This window comes from Frigoribacterium sp. CFBP 8751 (genome assembly GCF_014841545.1).
In the GTDB taxonomy this organism is placed as follows: domain Bacteria; phylum Actinomycetota; class Actinomycetes; order Actinomycetales; family Microbacteriaceae; genus Frigoribacterium.
In genome coordinates, this window is the sequence record NZ_JACYUB010000003.1 from 329,064 (window position 1) to 348,319 (window position 19,256).

A 19,256-nucleotide genomic window follows, 5' to 3' on the forward strand; every position below is an offset into this window, starting at 1 on the left:
CTATTTCACTTTCTCGCTGGACGCGTCGTACGTGGGGGCGTCAGGTGCGTCCTTCACGGGCCCGATGCCGACGGGCAAACCGGCTTCGGGGTGGTTCAGGTCGAATGCCGGCGACTCGGAACGGATGCGAGGGATGGACGTGAAGTTGTGTCGCGGCGGGGGGCAGGAGGTCGCCCACTCGAGCGAGCGCGAGTAACCCCACGGGTCGTTGACCTCGACCTTGGGCGCTCGACGAGCCGTGATGTACACGTTGTAGAGGAACGGCAGGATCGAGACGCCGAGCAACATGGCACCGATGGTCGAGAGCTGGTTCATCCACGTGAAGTGGTCTTCGGGCTGGTACGTGGCGTAGCGGCGGGGCATGCCCATGACGCCGAGCCAGTGCTGCACGAGGAACGTCGTGTGGAATCCGACGAACAGCATCCAGAAGTGGATCTTCCCGAGACGCTCGTTGAGCATCTTGCCCGTCCACTTCGGCCACCAGAAGTAGAAGCCGGAGAACATCGCGAAGACCACGGTGCCGAAGACCACGTAGTGGAAGTGCGCCACGACGAAGTACGTGTCGGACACGTGGAAGTCGAGTGGCGGCGACGCCAGGATGACACCGGTGAGACCACCGAAGGTGAAGGTGATCAGGAACCCGATCGCCCAGAGCATCGGCGTCTCGAAGGTCACCGAGCCACGCCACATCGTGCCGATCCAGTTGAAGATCTTCACACCGGTGGGCACCGCGATGAGCATCGTCATCAGGGAGAAGAACGGCAGGAGGACGGAGCCGGTGACGTACATGTGGTGGGCCCACACCGTGACGGACAGGGCCGCGATCGAGATGGTGGCGTAGACGAGCGTCTTGTACCCGAAGATCGGCTTGCGGCTGAAGACCGGGAACACCTCGGACACGATGCCGAAGAACGGCAGGGCGATGATGTAAACCTCGGGGTGGCCGAAGAACCAGAACAGGTGCTGCCAGAGGATGGCACCGCCGTTGGCGGGGTTGAAGACCTGGGCGTCGAAGACGCGGTCGAATCCGAGTCCGAAGAGAGCAGCAGCCAACACAGGGAAGGCCATGATCACGAGGATCGAGGTGATCAGGGTGTTCCAGGTGAAGATGGGCATGCGCCACATGGTCATGCCCGGGGCACGCATCGAGACGATCGTGGTGATGAAGTTGACCGAACCGAGGATCGTGCTGAAGCCGGTGAGGCCCAGACCGAACACCCAGAGGTTTCCACCCAGCCCGGGTGAGAACGTCGTGTCGCTCAGAGGTGCGTAGGCGAACCAGCCGAACGAGGCAGCACCCTGCGGGGTGAGGAAGCCGGCGACGGCGATGATCGAGCCGAAGGAGTACAGCCAGAAGGCGAAGCCGTTCAGACGGGGGAACGCGACGTCCGGCGCCCCGATCTGGAGCGGCATCAGGACGTTCGCGAAGCCGGAGAACAGCGGGGTCGCGAACATGAGCAGCATGATCGTGCCGTGCATCGTGAAGAGCTGGTTGTACTGCTCTTTGGTGGCGACGATCTCGAGGCCGGGTGCGAAGAGCTGCGCGCGGATGATCAGCGCCATGACGCCGCCGAGGCAGAAGAAGAGGAACGACGTGATCAGGTACATGTACCCGATGGTCTTGTGGTCGGTCGACGTGATCCAGTTGACGACGACGTTGCCCTTGCGGCCGACCTTCGATGCACCGAAGTTCTGACCGGACGAGGTCCCACCGGTGGTGGGGCGGGTGGCGGTGGCTGAGCTCATCGAACCGTGCCTTACTTCTCGGAGTCTTCGGTGCCGGCGGCGTTGGCAGGTGCCTCGGTGCCCGGCTGGTTGGTGTTGGTGTTGTACTGGTCGCCCAAGAGGCCGGTGTTTCCCTCGGCGTCGAGCGTCTGCAGGTACTGGTCGTACTCGGACTGCGAAACGACCTTGACGTTGAAGAGCATCAGCGAGTGGTACTCGCCGCACAACTCAGCGCATTTTCCGCTGAACGTGCCTTCTTTCTCGGGCGTGAAGTACATCGAGTTGGTCTTGCCGGGGATCGTGTCCTTCTTGTAGAGGAAGTCGATGATCCAGAAAGAGTGGGCCACGTCGCGCGACTTGAGGTCGATCTGCACGGTCTTGCCGACGGGGAGGTAGAGCTCGGGGAGCTGGCTCTCGTCGATCGTGCCGTCACCCAGTTCTTGCGCCTGGATGCCCTGGTAGTAGACGCTCTCGTCTTCGTTCTGCTGGTCGATGTAGTTGAAGTCCCACGCCCAGCGCTTGGCGTAGACGTCGATCTTCACGTCAGGGCTCGCGGTGGGCGCCTCGATGGCGGCCTGGTCGCGGGCGGTGAAGGCGAAGAAGCCCAGCACGAGGATCAGGGGCACGACCGTGTAGAAGATCTCGATCGGCATGTTGTAGCGGAGCTGTACGGGCAGGCCCGTCTGGCCCTTGCGCCGGCGGTACGCCACGCAGACCCAGATGATCAGGCCCCACACGATTACACCGACGATCAACAGCACGATCCACGAAGTGACCCAGAGGCCGATGACGCGGTCCACGTGGTTGGTCGTGCCCGCGGTGGTGGGCAGCCACCCCTGCAGCTGGTCGGTGGTGCACCCCGCTAGCACGAGAGCCAGGACGACTGCCATGGGGGCGGCAGCCCAACGAAGACGGCGGTTAGAACGCACTGTTACCTCTCGGATGACACGACAGTGGGGGGTGTTCCCAGTGTTGACGGGGACCTGCCTAGCTTACTCGCAGGTTCGACCCCCCAGCGCACGGCACGCGCCGGAAGCCTCTCGACGTCGAGCGAGAACGCCCCCCGGACATGCGGGAGGGGACCACCCTCGCGGATGATCCCCTCTCGACCGACGACCGGGAGCCGTCACGCGACGATCAGTGGAAGCTGTCGCCGCAGGCGCAGCTGCCCTGCGCGTTGGGGTTGTCGATGGTGAACCCCTGCTTCTGGATGGTGTCCTCGAAGTCGATGGCCGCACCGTCGAGGTAGGGAACGCTCATCTTGTCGACGATGACCTCGACGCCGTCGAAGTCGACGGTCGCGTCGCCGTCGAGCATGCGCTCGTCGAAGTACAGCTGGTAGATGAGCCCCGAGCAGCCGCCGGGCTGGACCGCCACGCGGAGGCGCAGGTCGTCCCGGCCTTCTTGCGTCAGCAGGCTCTTCACCTTGTCCGCGGCGGTGGACGTGATGGTCACGCCGTGCGCCTTCGCGTCGACGGGAGCGGTTGCGATGTCGGTCATGGTGCCTCCTTCGGGCCGGGTCGAGTGCGGGGCACTCGTCGTCGACCAGTGTAAGCAGCCGTGGGCCGGTTTTGTTCCGGACCCGGGCCTCCCCCGCTCGACAACGGTGCCGAGGAGGCGCGGGTCGTGCCGGTCAGCCCCTCGCGTCGAGGCGCGCCAGCAGGATCGCCTCGCTGAGGACGGCCCGATGCAGCACGCCGAGGTGTTGCGATTCGTTCGGGCTGTGCGCCCGGGTGTCGGGGTCCTCGACGCCGGTCACGAGGATCTGCGCCTCGGGGAAGGTCCGGACGAGGTCGGCGATGAACGGGATCGATCCGCCGATGCCCGTCTGGACCGGCGCCTCGCCCCAGCCCTCGGTCATCGCGACGGTGGCGTCGGCGATGGCCGTGCCGGTGGTGTCCACCAGGAACGGATCACCCTGGTCGACGTCGTCGATCTGCACGTGGGCGCCGAACGGTGCGTGTGCTCGCAGGTGCGCCTCCAGGGCGGCGTAGGCGTCCTCGGCGGTCTGCCCGGGAGCGATGCGGGCGCTGATGCGGACCGACACCTCGGGGCTCAGCGTGTTGGAGGCGTTGGCGACCGACGGTGCATCGATGCCGGTCACGGTGATCGACGGCTGCGACCACACCCGACTCAGGATCGGACCTCGGCCGATGGGGGTCACGCCCTCGAGCAGCCCGCTCTCGTCCCGCAGCTTCTGCTCGCTCTGCTCGGGGTGGTCGGCCTCGCGACTCGTCAGACCGGCCACGGCCACGCTGCCGTCGTCGTCGTGCAGGGTCGCGAGCAGCTTCACCATCGCCAGCATGGCGTCGGGGACCGCCCCGCCGAGCATGCCGGAGTGGGACGCGTGGGCCAGGGTGCGGACGGTGAGGCGGAAGGTCACGTTGCCGCGCAGGCCGACGGTGATGGCGGGCACCGTCGTGCTCCAGTTGTCGGAGTCCGCCACGACGATCACGTCCGCACGCAGCTCGTCCTCGTGCTGCACGAGGAAGTCGGCGAAGGAGCGGGAACCGAACTCCTCCTCGCCCTCGATGAACAACGAGACGCCGACGCCGAGGTCGCCCCCGAGCACCTCGTGCACCGCGCGGAGGGCCGCCACGTGCGTCATCACGCCGGCCTTGTCGTCGGAGGCCCCACGCCCGTACAGCCGGTCGCCCTTGACCGTCGGCTCGAACGGAGGGGTGTCCCAGTCGGCGTCGTCGCCCTGCGGCTGCACGTCGTGGTGCGCGTACAGAAGGATGGTCGGCTTGCCGTCGCGAGCCGCTCGGCGGGCGAGCACGGCGGGCTGGCCGAGGGTTCCGGTGTCACCGATGGGGGCCCTGCTCACGGTCACCTGGTCGAAGAGGCCCGTGCCCTCGACCAGGGCGGCGACCGCGTCGGCGCTGCGTCGCACCTGCTCGGGGTCGAAGGCGTCCCACGAGACGGAGGGGATGCGCACGAGGGCGCCGAGGTCGGCGATCGTCGCGGGCAGACCCGCGTGCACGGCCTCCGCGAGTTCGCTGACAGTACGGGGATCGGTCGGTCGGACGGGATGCTGCGAGTCGCTCATGCAGGTAATCTTAGGAACTCGGACAACCCTGAGGATCTCCCGTGGCCAAGCCAGACAGCAAGACGACCGAGACGACCACCGTCGCCGAGCCCGAGTCGACCGCGGTCGGCAAGGGTCGCCCGACGCCCACGCGACGCGAGCGCGAGGCCGCCAACCAGAGGCCCCTCGTCGCCTCGGGCAAAGAAGCCCAGAAGGCACAGCGGGCCCGTCTCGCCGAGCAGCGTGACCGTGCCCGCGTCGGCCTCGCGAACGGCGAGGAACGATTCCTGCCCGACCGCGACAAGGGCCCGCAGCGTCGCTTCATCCGTGACCACGTCGACGCGCGCTTCAGTGTGGGCGAGGCCATGATCCCGATCATGGTCGTCGTCATCGCGATGACGCTCGTGCAGTCGGCCGCCATCCAGTCGATCACGCTGCTCGTGCTCTGGGGGTTCTTCGCCCTCGCCGTCGTCGACTGCCTCATCGTCGGTCGCAGCGTCAACCGCAAGCTCGCCGCCAAGTACGGCGCCGAGAACGTCCGCAAGGGCAACCGCTGGTACGCCGCCATGCGCGCGATGCAGCTCAAGCCCATGCGCCTGCCCAAACCGCAGGTCAAGCGCGGCGACTACCCCACCGCCTAGGCGCGTCACCCCGGACGACGAACGGCGTCACCCCTGGTGGGTGACGCCGTTTCGCGGTCTCGGCCTCGTCGGCGTGAGATCTCGTCAGGCCGAGGGTCGACGTCGCCGCAGGGCGACGAGCCCTCGGTTGACCTGGCGCGCCCAGAGCGGCCCGCGGTAGAGGAAGGCCGTGTAGCCCTGCACCAACGTGGCCCCGGCGCGCAGTCGTTCGTCGACGTCCTCGGCGCTCGAGACGCCCCCGACGGAGATGACGCACGTCTCGCTCGGGACGGACTCCCGGACGAGCCTCAAGACCTCGAGGGATCGCGTGGCGAGCGGCGCACCCGAGACGCCACCGGCTCCCGCGGCCTCGACGACGGAGCCGTCGGTGACGAGGCCCTCTCGCGACACTGTCGTGTTGGTGGCGATCACGCCCGCCAGGCGGAGCTCGGTGACGAGGGCACCGATCCGGCGGACCCCCTCGTCGTCGAGGTCGGGTGCGATCTTGACCAGCACGGGGGTGTGCCCCGCGGCGTCGCGGACGGCCTCGAGGAGCGGGGCGAGCCTGTCGAGCTCTTGCAGCCCCCGGAGCCCCGGTGTGTTGGGTGAACTGACGTTCACCGCGAGGTAATCGGCGAGAGGAGCCAGGAGGCGCGTGCTGGCCAGGTAGTCGTCGATCGCGTCGTCGACGTCCACGACGCGACTCTTCCCGATGTTCACGCCGATGACAGGCCGTGACGGAGCCGATCGTGCCCGGCTGAGTTCGAGGGCCGCCGCGTGGGCGCCGGAGTTGTTGAACCCCATGCGGTTCACGACGGCGAGGTCGGGGACGAGCCGGAAGAGCCGAGGGCGGTCGTTGCCGGGCTGTGGCCGAGCCGTCACCGTGCCCACCTCGACGTGCCCGAACCCGAGGGCGCCGAGACCGGCGATGCCCTTGGCGTCCTTGTCGAAGCCTGCCGCGACGCCGAAGGGGGAGGCGAAGTGGAGTCCGAGCGCCTCGACGGCGAGGGACGGCGCCGGGGCCGTCAGGCGTCCGACGACGCCGGCCAGGCCCACCTTGGGGATCGCCTTGATGACCCGGAAGGCGAGATGGTGGGCGTCCTCGGGGTCCATCTTGGCGAAGACGACGTCGAAGAGGACGCGGTACGGGGTCCTCACTCGTCGACCGACCGTGTGGGGAGGGGACGGGACGCGTGCTCTTCGCGCAGTTGACCGATCGAGGCCTCGAAGTCCTCGAGCGAGTCGAAGGCCTGGTAGACGCTGGCGAAACGCAGGTAAGCCACCTCGTCGAGGTCGCGGAGCGGAGGCAGGATGGCCAGACCGATGTCGTTGGCCTCGATCTGCGACGCACCGCTCGCCCGGACGGCCTCCTCGACCTTCTGCGCCAGGACGGCGAGGTCCCCGTCGGTCACCGGGCGTCCCTGGCAGGCCTTGCGAACGCCCGAGATGATCTTGTCGCGACTGAACGGTTCGAGGACGCCGTTGCGCTTCACCACGTTGAGGCTCGCGGTCTCGGTCGTGCTGAACCGACGACCGCAGTTCGGGCACTGCCTGCGACGACGGATCGACGTGCCGTCGTCACTGGTGCGGGAGTCGACGACTCGGGAGTCGGGGTGGCGGCAGAAGGGGCAGAACATGGTGCGGCCAGATTATCGGACGCCGGGGCCGACGTCGGACGCCCGGGCCACCCGGGTGCCCGCCCGCGGGGACCGTGCCCGGTTCAGGGGCGCGACAGCCTGGCCGCGACGGCCTCGCCGTGGGCGGGCAGCAGCTCGGCGTTCGAGAGCGCCACGAGCCGCTCGGCCACGACACCGAGGGCTTCGGCGTCGTATCGGACGATCTGCTGGGGTCGGAGGAACGTGAACGCGCCGAGCCCGGACGAGAAGCGCGATTGCCCGCTGGTGGGCAGGACGTGGTTCGAACCGGCGAGGTAGTCACCCAGGCTGACGGGCGTGTCCGGCCCCACGAAGATCGCGCCGGCGTCGGTGATGTCGGCCAGGACGGCGTCGTCGTCGCGGGTCTGCACCTCGAGGTGCTCCGGCCCGTAGGCGTTGCTGAACGCGGCGGCCTGCCGGAGGTCGTCGACCAGGACCACCGCCGACTGGCGACCGGAGAGGGCGGTCCGGACTCGCGCGGCGCTCAGCGTGCGGGGCACGAGCCGGGTCAGTTCGGCGACGACGGCCTCGCCGAAGGCGGCCGAGTCCGTCACGAGGACGGCCGAGGCCTCCTCGTCGTGCTCGGCCTGGCTGATGAGGTCGACGGCGACCAACGTGGCGTCCGCCGAATCGTCGGCGATGACGAGGATCTCGGTCGCACCGGCCACCGAATCGATGCCGACCCGACCGCGCACGAGCTGCTTCGCAGCGGCGACGAAGTTGTTGCCGGGGCCCGTGATGACCTGGACCGGCTCGAGCTCGAGCTCGGGCACGCCGTAGGCGAGCGCACCGATCGCCCCGGCACCACCGATGGCGTACACCTCGTCGACTCCCAGCAGGCCGGCGGCACCCAGGATGACGGGGTGGACTCCCCCGCCGTGTTCGCGCTGCGCGGGCGACACGAGGGCGATCGACGACACCCCCGCCACCTGTGCGGGAACGACGTTCATGACGACGCTGGAGGGATACACGGCCTTGCCGCCGGGGACGTAGACCCCGGCGCGTGTGACGGGCTGCCACCGCTGCTCGATGACCGCACCCGGCGCGGGTCGGGTCGTGGTCGGCGACGGGACCTGGGCGCGGCTGGCCTGCGTGACGCGCGCGATCGACTCGACCAGCGCCTCCTTGACCAGGGGGTCGAGGGCCGCGACGGCGTCGTCGATGGTCTGCGTCGCGACGCGGAGGGTGTCGGGGCGGACGCCGTCGAAACGTGCCGCCTGATCACGAAGGGCAGCGGCACCCCGCTCGCGGACGTCGTCGACGAGACGCCGGGCGGCGTCCGTCGCGGCCCCGACGTCGGCGTGGGACCGCGGGACGAGGTCGAGCAGCTGGGCGTGGGTCGGCGCGAGACCGCGCAGATCTGTGGTCTGGATCATGGCCCGTCCAGCCTAGTCAGTAGGGTCGGGAGCATGACGGACGACAACGCGACGACTTCGCGGCCCGACGGCTCCCTCGAGGCGTTCAAGGACGCCTTCCGACGCCACGCCGCCGGCGTCGCGATCGTGACGGCGCGTGACGGCGAAGGCACCCCGGTCGGGTTCACGGCCACGTCGCTGGCGTCCCTGGCCGCCGTGCCGCCGCTCGCGACCTTCAACATGGCCAGGACGGCGAGTTCATGGCCTGCACTCACGGAGACGGACCAGGTGATCGTGCACCTGCTCGGCCTACGGAACCGGGACCTCGCCCACCGCATGGCGGGTCCCGCCGCCGAGCGCTTCGCCGGTGACCACTGGACCGACGGGCCGAACGGGGTGCCGCTGCTGACGGGCGTCACCGCGTGGATGACCGGGACGATCATCGAGCGGCTACCCGTCCACGGCAACGCCGTCGTGGTCGTGCGCATCGGGACGGGCGGCGTGGGCGACAACGACGACGCCCTGCTGTACCACGACCGCCGCTACCTGAGACCCGTGCACCTCGAGGGCTGACACCGGGCTCACCTCGCGTCGACAGGCGGGTGCCGAACACCTGACCCGACTCAGCCGGGCCGGGTGCCGGCCACCTCAGACGAGGCAGCCGGGACCCAACAGACTCTTCAGTTCGCCGAACAGGTCGGCCGTGACGTCGACCGGCATGGGGATCTCGAACACGCGGGCGGCCTCGCCCTTGACGAGTCGGAGGCGGACCTCGGTGCCGCCGGAGTGACGGCCGAGCACCGCCGCCAGCTCGGTGACCGTGTCGTGCGTGGCCCGGTGTTCGGGCATCTGCAGGAGCAACGGCCCGTGGTTCACGCCGACGCCCAGGTCGGGCATGAACATGCTCGCGGCGTGCATGTTCATGCCGTCGTCGCGGACGCTCACCCGGCCCTTGAGCACGATGATGGAGTCACCGACGAGCGACGGACCGAACTCTTGGTAGGTCTTGCCGAGGAACATGGCCGAGATCTCGCCCCCGAAGTCCTCGACGGTGATGATGCCGTAGGGGTTGCCCGAGTTACGAGCCACGCGGTGCTGCACGCTGGTGATGAGCCCTGCGATCGTCACCGTCTCGCCGTCGATCGTCGCGGGGTCGCTCGCCAGGATGTCGGTGACCGTCGTCTGCGCGTGCTTCGCCAGGGGTAGCTCGAGGCCCGCGAGCGGGTGGTCGGAGACGTAGAGGCCCAGCATGTCGCGCTCGAACGCCAGTTTGTCTCGCTTCGACCACTCGGGACGTTCGGGCACGTGCTGGACGTCCTGCGGCTCGTCCCACAAGGAGTCGAAGTCGAAGCCGACCTGTCCGTTCGCCTCGGCCCGCTTCTCGCTGACCGCGGCCTCGACGGCGGACTCGTGGATCTCGACGAGAGCACGCCGCGTGGACCCCAGCGAGTCGAATGCTCCTGCCTTGACGAGCGACTCGACCGTCCGCTTGTTCGCCACGGGGAGCGGCACCTTGCGCAGGAAGTCGTGGAACGAGGTGAACGCACCCTCTTTCTTGCGCGCCGCGATCACGTGATCGACCACGTTGAAGCCGACGTTGCGCACGGCACCCATGCCGAAGCGGATGTCGTCGCCGACGGCCGCGAAGAACCCGATCGATTCGTTGACGTCGGGCGGCAGCACCTTGATTCCCATGCGGCGGCACTCGTTGAGGTAGAGGCCCAGCTTGTCGCGGGAGTCCCCGGTGCTGGTGAGCAGGGCGGCCATGTACTCGGCCGGGTAGTGGGCCTTAAGGTAGGCCGTCCAGTACGACACCACGCCGTACGCCGCCGAGTGCGCCTTGTTGAAGGCGTAGTCGGAGAAGGGCAACAGGATGTCCCAGAGCATCTTCACGGCATCGGGCGAGAAACCGTTGTCGAACATGCCCTTCTCGAACCCGGCGTACTGCTTGTCGAGCTCGGACTTCTTCTTCTTGCCCATGGCGCGTCGGAGGATGTCGGCCTGGCCCAACGAGAAGCCGGCCACCTTCTGCGCGATGGCCATGACCTGCTCTTGGTAGATGATCAGGCCGTAGCTGGTCGACAGGATCTCTTTGAGCGGCTCTTCCAGCTCGGGATGGATCGGGGTGATGTCTTGCGCGCCGTTCTTCCGCAAGGCGTAGTTCGTGTGCGAGTTGGCGCCCATGGGGCCCGGTCGGTAGAGCGCGATGACGGCGGAGATGTCTTCGAAGTTGTCGGGCTTCATCAGCCGGAGGAGCCCACGCATGGGCCCGCCGTCGAGTTGGAACACCCCGAGGGTGTCGCCGCGCCCGAGCAGTTCGTACGCGCCCCGGTCGTCGAGCTCGAGGTCTTCGAGCACGAGGTCGAAGCCTCGGTTCGTCTTGATGTTGTCGAGGGCGTCGTTGATGATCGTGAGGTTTCGCAACCCCAGGAAGTCCATCTTGATGAGGCCCAGGGACTCGCAGGCCGGGTAGTCGAACTGCGTGACGATCTGACCGTCTTGCTCGCGCTTCATGATCGGGATGATGTCGATGAGCGGATCGCTCGACATGATGACGCCGGCGGCGTGCACACCCCACTGGCGCTTCAGCCCCTCGAGGCCGAGCGCCGTGTCGAAGACGGTCTTGGCCTCGGGGTCGGACTCGACGACGGTCCGGATGTCGCCGGCCTCTTTGTAGCGCTCGTGCTGCTTGTCGAAGATGCCCGTGAGAGGGATGTCCTTGCCCATCACGGCCGGGGGCATGGCCTTGGTGAGCTTCTCACCCATGCCGAAGGGGAACCCGAGCACTCGAGAGCTGTCTTTCAAGGCCTGCTTCGCCTTGATGGTGCCGTACGTGACGATCTGCGCGACACGCTCGTCGCCGTACTTCTCGGTGACGTACTGGATCACCTCGCCGCGACGACGGTCGTCGAAGTCGACGTCGAAGTCGGGCATGGAGACGCGGTCGGGGTTGAGGAACCGCTCGAAGATGAGACCGTGGCGCAGCGGATCGAGGTCGGTGATCCGCATGGCGTAGGCGGCCATCGAGCCCGCACCGGAGCCACGGCCCGGCCCGACCCGGATGCCGTTCTCCTTCGACCAGTTGATGAAGTCTGCGACCACGAGGAAGTAGCCGGGGAAACCCATGCCGGTGATGACGCCGATCTCGTACTCGGCCTGCTTGCGCACCTCGTCGGGGATTCCCGCCGGGTAGCGGTACACGAGTCCCTTCTCGACCTCTTTGATGAACCAGGTCTCTTCGGTCTCGCCTTCGGGCACCGGGTACCGGGGCATGTAGTTGGCCGAGGTGTTGAACTGCACGTCGCACCGCTCGGCGATGAGCAGGGTGTTGTCGCACGCCTCAGGATGGTCGCGGAACAGGTGTCGCATCTGCTGTGCCGACTTCAGGTAGAACTCGTCGGCGTCGAACTTGAAGCGGTTCGGGTCGTTCAGCGTCGAGCCGGACTGGACGCAGAGGAGCGCCGCGTGGCTGGTGGCGTCGTGCTCGTGCGTGTAGTGGAGGTCGTTCGTCGCGACCAGCGGAAGGTCGAGGTCTTTCGCCAGGCGCAGCAGGTCACCCATGATCTGCCGCTCGATGCCCAGCCCGTGGTCCATGATCTCGGCGAAGTAGTTCTCGCGGCCGAAGATGTCACGGAAGTCGGAAGCCGCCTTGAGCGCCTCGTCGTACTGGCCGAGCCGCAGGCGGGTCTGCACCTCGCCGCTCGGGCAGCCGGTCGTGGCGATGAGGCCCTCGGAGTACTGCGACAGCAGCTCGCGGTCCATGCGGGGCTTGAAGTAGTAGCCCTCGAGCGATGCCCGGGACGAGAGGCGGAACAGGTTGTGCATGCCCGTGGTGTTCTCGGACAGCAGCGTCATGTGCGTGTACGCACCGGAGCCCGACACGTCGTCGCGTCCGCCGTCACCCCACCGCACGCGCGTCTTGTCACCCCGGTGCGTCCCTGGTGTGATGTAGGCCTCGGTGCCGATGATGGGCTTGACGCCCGCCTCGGTCGCGGTCTTCCAGAAGTCGTACGCGCCGAACACGTTGCCGTGGTCGGTGACCGCCACCGCGGGCATCCCCTGCGCCGCCGCCTCGGTGACCAGCGGTTTGACCCGAGCCGCACCGTCGAGCATCGAGTACTCGCTGTGCACGTGCAGATGGACGAATGAGTCTTTGCTCGAGGCCACGGGGCTCCTCGTCTGGTGGTGGAACTGGCGACTAGGGGAACAGCCTAACTCCGACGGAGGACATCGAGAGCGTGCTGCAGGTCGGCGGGGTAGGTCGACCGGTAGACCACCGGCTCACCCGTCCCGGGGTGTCGGAAACCGAGCTGCACCGCATGCAGCCACTGACGTGTGAGACCGAGGGTCGCCGAGAGAGTGGGGTCGGCGCCGTAGGTCGCGTCACCGACGCAGGGGTGTCGCTGGGCCGCCATGTGGACGCGGATCTGGTGGGTCCGCCCCGTCTCGAGGTGGATCTCGAGCAAGGAGGCCGACGGGAACGCCTCGACCGTCTCGTAGTGCGTGACCGACGGTTTGCCGTCGACGACCACCGCGAACTTCCAATCGGACGACGGGTGGCGCCCGATGGGCGCGTCGACCGTTCCGGTCAACGGGTCGGGGTGGCCCTGGACCACCGCGTTGTAGATCTTCTCGACGGTCCGCTCACGGAACGCCTGCTTGAGCAGCGTGTAGGCCCGCTCGGTCTTGGCCACGACCATGAGTCCACTGGTGCCGACGTCGAGGCGGTGCACGATGCCGGCACGTTCGGAGGCACCCGACGTCGACACGGTGAAGCCCGCGGCGGCGAGCCCGCCGAGCACGGTCGGGCCGGTCCACCCCACCGATGGGTGAGCAGCGACGCCGACGGGCTTGTCGACGACCACGATCTCGTCGTCGTCGTGCACGACCGCCATGCCCGGTACGTCGACGGCGACCACGGCGGGGGCCTCGCGCGGTGACCACGTGACGTCGAGCCACGCACCGGCCTCGAGCCGGTCCGACTTGCCGACGGTGCGACCGTCGAGCGTCACCCCGCCCGAGGCCGCGACCTCGGCCGCGAAGGTGCGGCTGAATCCGAGCAACTTCGCCAGGGCCGCGTCGACACGTTCGCCGGCGAGCCCGTCGGGCACCGGGAGGGCACGCGACTCGCTCACGAGGTGCCCCGGCGGTCGGCAGGAGGCGCGGTGTCGGCAGGAGCGCTCGGCTCACCGTCGGCAGCCGCCGGCCGGCCGTCCGGCGCCGGATCGGCCACCGACGAACCCGAGTCGTGCCCGTCCTCGGCCGAACGCCGAGCCTTCGTCGAGCTCGGCGTGCGCGTCCCGTCGAGTCCGATGCCCAGCACCGTGAGCAGGAGGAGCAACCCCATGCTCGAGACGATGAAGACGTCCGCCACGTTGAAGATGGCCGGCAGCAGGGACGGGAAGTAGATGAAGTCGATCACGTGCCCCTGCCCGAAGGAGGGCTCTCGGAGCAGGCGATCGGTCAGGTTGCCGAGGGTGCCGCCGAGCAGCATGCCCAGCATGATCGACCAGGCCAGGGACCGGATGCGCCGGGCCACGATCAGGATCGCGACGGCGACACCGGCAGCGGCGATCGAGAAGATCCACGTCGAGCCGCTGGCGAACGAGAAGGCGGCACCGGGGTTCTTGACGAAGTGCAGTTGGAAGAACTCGCCGACGACGTCGACGGAACCGCCTTCGACGAGGGTGCGGGTGACCAGAAGTTTGGTGCCCTGGTCGAGGCCGTAGGCCACGACCGCGACGAAGGCCAGCGTCGCGAGAACGCGGACGCTGGCCTTCGTGGTGGGCTTGTCGCTCGACAAGACCTTAGTTCGAGCCGAAGCCCTGGGCGCTGGCGGGAGTGGGGCGCGAGGCCTCGCCGGTGCCTTCGCCGTCGAGCTCGTGCAGCTGACCCTCGATGTAGCTCTTGAGCTTCGAGCGGTAGTCACGCTCGAACGACCGCAGGTCGTCGATGCGACGCTCGACGCTCGAGCGCTCGGTGTTCAGTCGGTCGAGGATCTCGCGCTGCTGGGTCTCGGCGGCACCGACGATGTCACGCGACTTCGTCTCGGCCTCGGCGACGACCTCGCGCTGACGAGCCTCGGCCTCTGACACGAGACGTGCGGCGGTGGCGTGGCCTTCGGCGATAAGAGCGTCACGCTTCTCGACACCCTCGCGGACGTGCTCTTCGTGCAGACGGCGAGCGAGCTGCAGCAAGCTGTTGGTGCTGCTGGTCTCGTCGGCCTCGGACACGGCCGGGGCGGAGTAGGCGGGGGCGGACGCCACCGCGGCGGGGGCCGCGACGACGGGCTCGGGCTCGACGACCGGCTCGGGCTCGACGACCTCGGGAGCCGAGGCGGGCGCCGGCGCCGACGCGGGAGCCGGTGCGCTGGCCACCGGGGCCGACACGGGGGCCGCCTGCGTCGCGGGGGCGGACTCGCCCGACGAGAGGCGCTGACGCAACTCGTCGTTCTCCTGGTTGAGACGTCGCAGCTCGGCGACGACCTCGTCGAGGAAATCGTCGACCTCGTCCTGGTCGTATCCCTCGCGGAACTTCGTCGGCTGGAACCGCTTGTTGACTACGTCTTCCGGCGTCAAAGCCATTGCCGTCACCTCGTGCATCTGTTGGATCGTGTGATCGTGGTCTGTGTCGTTCTTCTACACCGTAGAGGAACGGGACCCGGTCGGGCCGGGGTCGTGCCGTTCAGGCGCTTCAGTGAGCCTACCCTGTCACTCGCCGACGGCGTGGTCAGCCGAAGGTGCGGAGCCCGGAGGCGACGCTCATCAGGATGATCACGGCCAGCATGATGATGCTCCAGCCGAAGTCGAGTGCGACCGAGCCGAGTCGTACGGGCGGCAGGATCTTGCGTACGCGACGGATGGGTGGGTCGGTCACGGTGTACGCCACCTCGGCCAACACGAGGACGGGCCCCTTGGGTCGCCAGCCACGGCTGAACGACTGCGCCAGGTCGAGCACGAAGCGTGCCCACATGAGCAAGAAGAAGATCAGCAGTACGTAGTAGGCGATCGTGGCGATCAGGTAAGTGATCATCGGGGGGTCATCAGCTCACACGAGTCGGCGCGAGGAGACTCGCGGACGGGCAGGTCGTCACGTCGACGCGGAGGAGCCGCGACGACGGACTCGTCACGACTGGGCGAAGAACGACGCTTCGATGTCGGACTCTACCTCAGCCTGCTCGCCGCTCACCGCGATGTGCGCGGGGGACAACAAGAATACCTTGTTGGTCACGCGCTCGATCTTGCCGTACAGCCCCTGCGAGAGTCCGCTCGCGAAGTCGACCAGACGACGGGCGTCCGCCTCGGTCATCTGGGACAGGTTGATGATCACGGGGATGCCGTCGCGGAAGCTCTCGGCGATCGCCTGAGCGTCCTTGTACTCGCGGGGGTGGACCGTCAGGATCTCGTTCATGTCGTGGGGCACCGTGTTCTTGGGGGGCGAGGAGCGACGCAGGGGCGTCACGGGGGCGCGGGCGGGCGCGGGGGCGGCAGTGGGAGCCGAATGGACCGGGGCGACGGGGGTCGGAGCCTGTGCGGCCGCCTGCGGTCGCGACGACTGCTGGGGCTGCGCTCGCTCGTGGGGCTGCTCGTCGTACTCGAGCTCTTCGTCGGCGAGGCCCAGGTAGACCATCGTCTTGCGCAGCGGGTTGGCCATGGTGTTCCTCCGAGTCAGTGGTTCGTCGTGTCCGACATTAACGAGCATCGGGGCGAGAACCCGTGATTGCCGTGCCGATCCGTAGGTGTGTCGCGCCCTCGGCGACGGCCTCGGCGAAGTCGGGCGACATGCCGGCCGAGATCGCGTCGGCCGTGGCCTCGAGGGACCGCACCCGCTCGGAGACCGCACGGAGGCGCGCGAAGGCGGGCCGCGCCTCCTCGTCCAAGGGGGCAACGGCCATGACGCCCCGCAGCCGCAGCCCCGGGGTCGAGAGCACCTTCTCGGCCAGCGTCTCGACGTCACGCTCGGCGACTCCCCCGCGGCCGGGGTCGTCGGTCAGGTTGACCTGGACGAACCCGTCGACGACGGAACCGGAGTCGTCGGACAGGGCGTCGACCACGGAGTCACGGTCGAGCGAGTGCACGGCGTGTGCGTAGCGCCGGGCCTGCCGCGCCTTCTTCGACTGCAACTGACCGACGAAGTGCCATCGGAGACCCTCGAGGTCGTCCAGCTCGGCGGCTTTCGCCTGGGCCTCTTGATGTCGGTTCTCGCCGACGTCGCGGACCCCCAGGGCGTACAACGCCCGGATGAGGCCGGGTGGGTGGAACTTCGTGACGACGATCGTCGTGAGCTCGCCCGGGGACCGCCCCACGGCGGCGCAGGCATCGTCGACGGCCGCGGCGACCCGGGCGAGACGCTCGCCCAGGTCGCCGTCGACACTCGTCGGATCGGTCACTCGTCGTTACTTGAGGAAGTCCGGGACGTCCAGGTCGTCGTCACCGTCGTCGAAGGCCGGGTCGACAGCCTGGGTCGCGGGCTCTTCGGGCCGCTTCCACGCCGCGGGCTCGTGCGTCGCACCGCTGTCGGCGATGGCCGAGACACCGGCGACCGAGGTCGCCGTGGGGCCGTCGGAGTCGACGAAGCTCGAGCGGCGGTCCTTCACCTTGGTCGAGGGCTCGCCACCGTCGAAGCCGGCCGCGATGACCGTCACGCGCACCTCGTCACCGAGGGTGTCGTCGATCACGGCACCGAAGATGATGTTGGCCTCGGCGTGGACGGCCTCTTGGACCAGACGGGCTGCGTCGTTGATCTCGAAGATGCCCAGGTTCGAACCGCCCTGGATGGACAGCAGCACGCCATGCGCACCGTCGATGCTCGCCTCGAGCAGCGGGGACGCCACGGCCAGCTCTGCCGCCTTGATGGCGCGGTCGGCACCCCGCGACGAACCGATGCCCATGAGGGCCGAACCCGCGCCCTGCATGACCGACTTGACGTCGGCGAAGTCGAGGTTGATCAGACCGGGCGTGGTGATCAGGTCGGTGATGCCCTGGACACCGGCGAGGAGCACCTGGTCGGCCGTGCCGAAGGCCTCCACCATGCTGATGCCGCGTTCGCTGATCTCGAGCAGACGGTCGTTGGGCACGACGATGAGGGTGTCGACCTCGTCCTTCAGGGCGGCGACCCCGGCCTCGGCCTGAGCCTGACGGCGCTTGCCCTCGAAGCCGAAGGGCTTCGTGACGACGCCGATGGTCAGGGCGCCGATCGACTTGGCGATGCGGGCGACGACCGGGGCGCCGCCCGTGCCGGTGCCACCGCCTTCGCCGGCCGTGACGAAGACCATGTCGGCCCCCGCGAGGGCCTCTTCGATCTCTTCGGCGTGGTCCTCGGCCGCACGGCGTCCGACCTCGGGGTCGGCACCGGCGCCGAGGCCCCGGGTGAGCTCGCGACCGACGTCGAGCTTGACGTCGGCATCGCTCAACAGCAGCGCCTGGGCGTCGGTGTTGATGGCGATGAACTCCACCCCGCGGAGCCCGAGTTCGATCATGCGGTTGACGGCGTTGACGCCACCGCCGCCGACACCGACGACCTTGATCACGGCTAGGTAGTTATGGTTCGTTGTCACGTCCGGGCCTCCGCTTGAACCTTAACTCTGCAGTTGAAGGTTAAAGTTGTACATGGTATGCAAGTTCTGCAGTCACAAGGTATGGGTGCGCTGCAGGCGCTGTCGCCAGGGCGTCCAGCGTGTCGCGAACACACCCTCTCATCTCGTCCTGATGATCCCGTTGTCGGGAGCGGACACGTCGTACTCGACGCTCGCGCCCGGGTCGCGGCGGGCCTGGTCAGCGATCAGACCCGCGAGCACCTGTGCTTTCTTCGCCGACTCGTCGGCACTGCCCCACACGACCCGTTCACCGGAGGTGAGCTGCAGGGTCACGTCGTCGGCCGTCGATGCGGTCACGGTGTCGACGGTGGACCGCAGCGTGACCGGCAGCGCCAACAGCACCTCGGCGACCGAGCGGTACGCGGGGCCGTCGAGGGCCGCTTCCCCGACGTCGACGAGGGGCACCCCCTCTTGCCGGGCGTCGAGTTCTTGCACGACGACGCCGGCCGGATCGACGAGTTCGAAGCCCTCCCCCGCGGCGACCGTGGCGACGGGCTGGCGCTCCTGGATGCGGACGACGAGCGTGTGCGGCGGAGCCGTCTCGGTCACGTAGCTGGCGATGAGGGGGAAGGCCGCGAGCTCGCGGGTGACCTCGTCGAAGTCGATCATCGCGAGGGGCGTCCCGAGCTGTCCGTCCAGTGCCGCCCGGACGGCCGAGGCGTCGACGCGTTCGGTCCCTTCGACGCGGATGGTCTGCAACGACAGGAGCGGGGAGAACACGGCGACCGCGACGGACGCGACGAGGAGGAGCACGACGGCCCCGAGCGACACCAGGGTCGCCCGACGGTGTCGACTGCGACGTGTGAAGCGACGGACCTCGACACGTTCGACGCGCCTCCGGTCGCTCGACGCCCGACGTGCCTGCTTGCGAGCCGCGGCGGCTCGTGCCTTGGCCTCGGCGGCCGTGCCGTCGGGTGCCACGATGCGGGGCGGCTCGGAGCCGCCGAGGGTGCCCGACGCCCGAGAGCCGGTCTCGTCCGTCGACGCAGGCTTCGTGAGGCGGTCACGCCAGGCGGCGGAGGCTCCGGCGACCGTCTCGAGACGGCCCCTCAGCGTGGACGGAGTCGAGCCGGTGCCCTCGTCGCCCCGTACCGTCGAGCCATCCGTCACCCCGCGTGGAGGGCGCGGATCACCCACGACGGGGAGGGGCCCCGTGGCGTCCGAGTCCCGGCCGCGCCGGCGTCGGGTCGGAGCCGCCGGCGGGGTCGCGGCGGGTTCCGGCTCGTCGAATCCGTCGGGCCGCTTCATCGGAGGGCCCCCGACGCCACGGTCCTGCTG

At 68.5% G+C, this 19,256-nt stretch carries 18 protein-coding genes; 2 read left to right on the plus strand and 16 right to left on the minus strand.

Features of this window, described 5'->3' with window-relative positions; genetic code table 11:
* The 4 genes from ctaD to IFT88_RS10800 all read right to left on the minus strand — a co-directional run bounded on the left by ctaD (position 1) and on the right by IFT88_RS10800 (position 4,774).
* Complete coding sequence (gene ctaD / locus IFT88_RS10785; protein ID WP_082059957.1) at positions 1-1,746, minus strand: aa3-type cytochrome oxidase subunit I; 1,746 nt, start codon at positions 1,744-1,746, stop codon at positions 1-3.
* Positions 1,747-1,757: 11 nt separating this feature from the next.
* Positions 1,758-2,654 carry an aa3-type cytochrome oxidase subunit II gene (ctaC, locus tag IFT88_RS10790; protein ID WP_043594937.1) on the minus strand — a complete coding sequence of 299 codons (897 nt, stop codon included), beginning with the start codon at positions 2,652-2,654 and terminating at the stop codon, positions 1,758-1,760.
* Positions 2,655-2,862: 208 nt separating this feature from the next.
* Complete coding sequence (erpA, locus tag IFT88_RS10795) at positions 2,863-3,225, minus strand: iron-sulfur cluster insertion protein ErpA (RefSeq protein WP_043594936.1); 363 nt, start codon at positions 3,223-3,225, stop codon at positions 2,863-2,865.
* A gap of 133 nt (positions 3,226-3,358) precedes the next feature.
* Positions 3,359-4,774, minus strand: coding sequence for a dipeptidase (locus IFT88_RS10800; RefSeq protein ID WP_192120487.1), 1,416 nt, complete (start codon positions 4,772-4,774; stop codon positions 3,359-3,361).
* 41 nt (positions 4,775-4,815) lie between these two features.
* On the opposite strand from IFT88_RS10800, the gene IFT88_RS10805 reads away from it, so the two are divergent.
* Positions 4,816-5,394 (plus strand): DUF3043 domain-containing protein, encoded by a 579-nt coding sequence (locus IFT88_RS10805; protein ID WP_043594934.1) that lies wholly within the window; start codon positions 4,816-4,818, stop codon positions 5,392-5,394.
* 84 nt (positions 5,395-5,478) lie between these two features.
* Here the strand turns inward: IFT88_RS10805 and IFT88_RS10810 are convergent, their stop codons facing one another.
* The 3 genes from IFT88_RS10810 to hisD form a co-directional block, all read right to left on the minus strand.
* Positions 5,479-6,531 carry a quinone-dependent dihydroorotate dehydrogenase gene (locus tag IFT88_RS10810; protein WP_342212138.1) on the minus strand — a complete coding sequence of 351 codons (1,053 nt, stop codon included), beginning with the start codon at positions 6,529-6,531 and terminating at the stop codon, positions 5,479-5,481.
* Positions 6,528-7,010 (minus strand): transcriptional regulator NrdR, encoded by a 483-nt coding sequence (gene nrdR, locus IFT88_RS10815; protein WP_056226580.1) that lies wholly within the window; start codon positions 7,008-7,010, stop codon positions 6,528-6,530. The genes IFT88_RS10810 and nrdR overlap by 4 nt, the downstream gene beginning before the upstream one ends.
* An 83-nt stretch (positions 7,011-7,093) precedes the next feature.
* A complete protein-coding gene (gene hisD, locus IFT88_RS10820; RefSeq protein WP_192120489.1) occupies positions 7,094-8,404 on the minus strand; it encodes a histidinol dehydrogenase in 1,311 nt (436 codons plus the stop codon).
* A gap of 33 nt (positions 8,405-8,437) precedes the next feature.
* Between hisD and IFT88_RS10825 the strand changes: the two genes are divergently transcribed.
* Positions 8,438-8,956, plus strand: coding sequence for a flavin reductase family protein (locus IFT88_RS10825; RefSeq protein WP_192120491.1), 519 nt, complete (start codon positions 8,438-8,440; stop codon positions 8,954-8,956).
* Between the two features lie 75 nt (positions 8,957-9,031).
* On the opposite strand, the gene dnaE is transcribed toward IFT88_RS10825, so the two are convergent.
* The 9 genes from dnaE to IFT88_RS10870 all read right to left on the minus strand — a co-directional run bounded on the left by dnaE (position 9,032) and on the right by IFT88_RS10870 (position 19,088).
* Positions 9,032-12,496 (minus strand): DNA polymerase III subunit alpha, encoded by a 3,465-nt coding sequence (dnaE, locus tag IFT88_RS10830; protein ID WP_056226925.1) that lies wholly within the window; start codon positions 12,494-12,496, stop codon positions 9,032-9,034.
* A 98-nt stretch (positions 12,497-12,594) separates the two neighbouring features.
* Positions 12,595-13,518: an RluA family pseudouridine synthase gene (locus IFT88_RS10835; RefSeq protein ID WP_043594930.1), complete on the minus strand. Its 924-nt coding sequence runs from the start codon at positions 13,516-13,518 to the stop codon at positions 12,595-12,597.
* On the minus strand, positions 13,515-14,186 hold the full coding sequence (lspA, locus tag IFT88_RS10840; RefSeq protein ID WP_052505240.1) for a signal peptidase II: 672 nt from the start codon (positions 14,184-14,186) through the stop codon (positions 13,515-13,517). The genes IFT88_RS10835 and lspA overlap by 4 nt, the downstream gene beginning before the upstream one ends.
* 4 nt (positions 14,187-14,190) lie before the next feature.
* On the minus strand, positions 14,191-14,967 hold the full coding sequence (locus IFT88_RS10845; protein WP_056226928.1) for a DivIVA domain-containing protein: 777 nt from the start codon (positions 14,965-14,967) through the stop codon (positions 14,191-14,193).
* Positions 14,968-15,112: 145 nt separating this feature from the next.
* Entirely contained in the window at positions 15,113-15,415 is a 303-nt protein-coding gene (locus IFT88_RS10850) for a YggT family protein (protein ID WP_043594929.1), read from the minus strand.
* A 93-nt stretch (positions 15,416-15,508) separates the two neighbouring features.
* Positions 15,509-16,036: a cell division protein SepF gene (locus tag IFT88_RS10855; protein WP_192120493.1), complete on the minus strand. Its 528-nt coding sequence runs from the start codon at positions 16,034-16,036 to the stop codon at positions 15,509-15,511.
* A 37-nt stretch (positions 16,037-16,073) separates the two neighbouring features.
* Entirely contained in the window at positions 16,074-16,772 is a 699-nt protein-coding gene (locus IFT88_RS10860; protein WP_192120495.1) for a YggS family pyridoxal phosphate-dependent enzyme, read from the minus strand.
* Between the two features lie 6 nt (positions 16,773-16,778).
* The gene (gene ftsZ, locus IFT88_RS10865) at positions 16,779-17,939 is read right to left on the minus strand and encodes a cell division protein FtsZ (RefSeq protein ID WP_043594926.1); all 1,161 of its coding nucleotides are present in this window, start codon (positions 17,937-17,939) and stop codon (positions 16,779-16,781) included.
* 138 nt (positions 17,940-18,077) lie between these two features.
* Positions 18,078-19,088: an FtsQ-type POTRA domain-containing protein gene (locus IFT88_RS10870; RefSeq protein ID WP_342212139.1), complete on the minus strand. Its 1,011-nt coding sequence runs from the start codon at positions 19,086-19,088 to the stop codon at positions 18,078-18,080.
* Positions 19,089-19,256 lie beyond the last annotated feature (168 nt).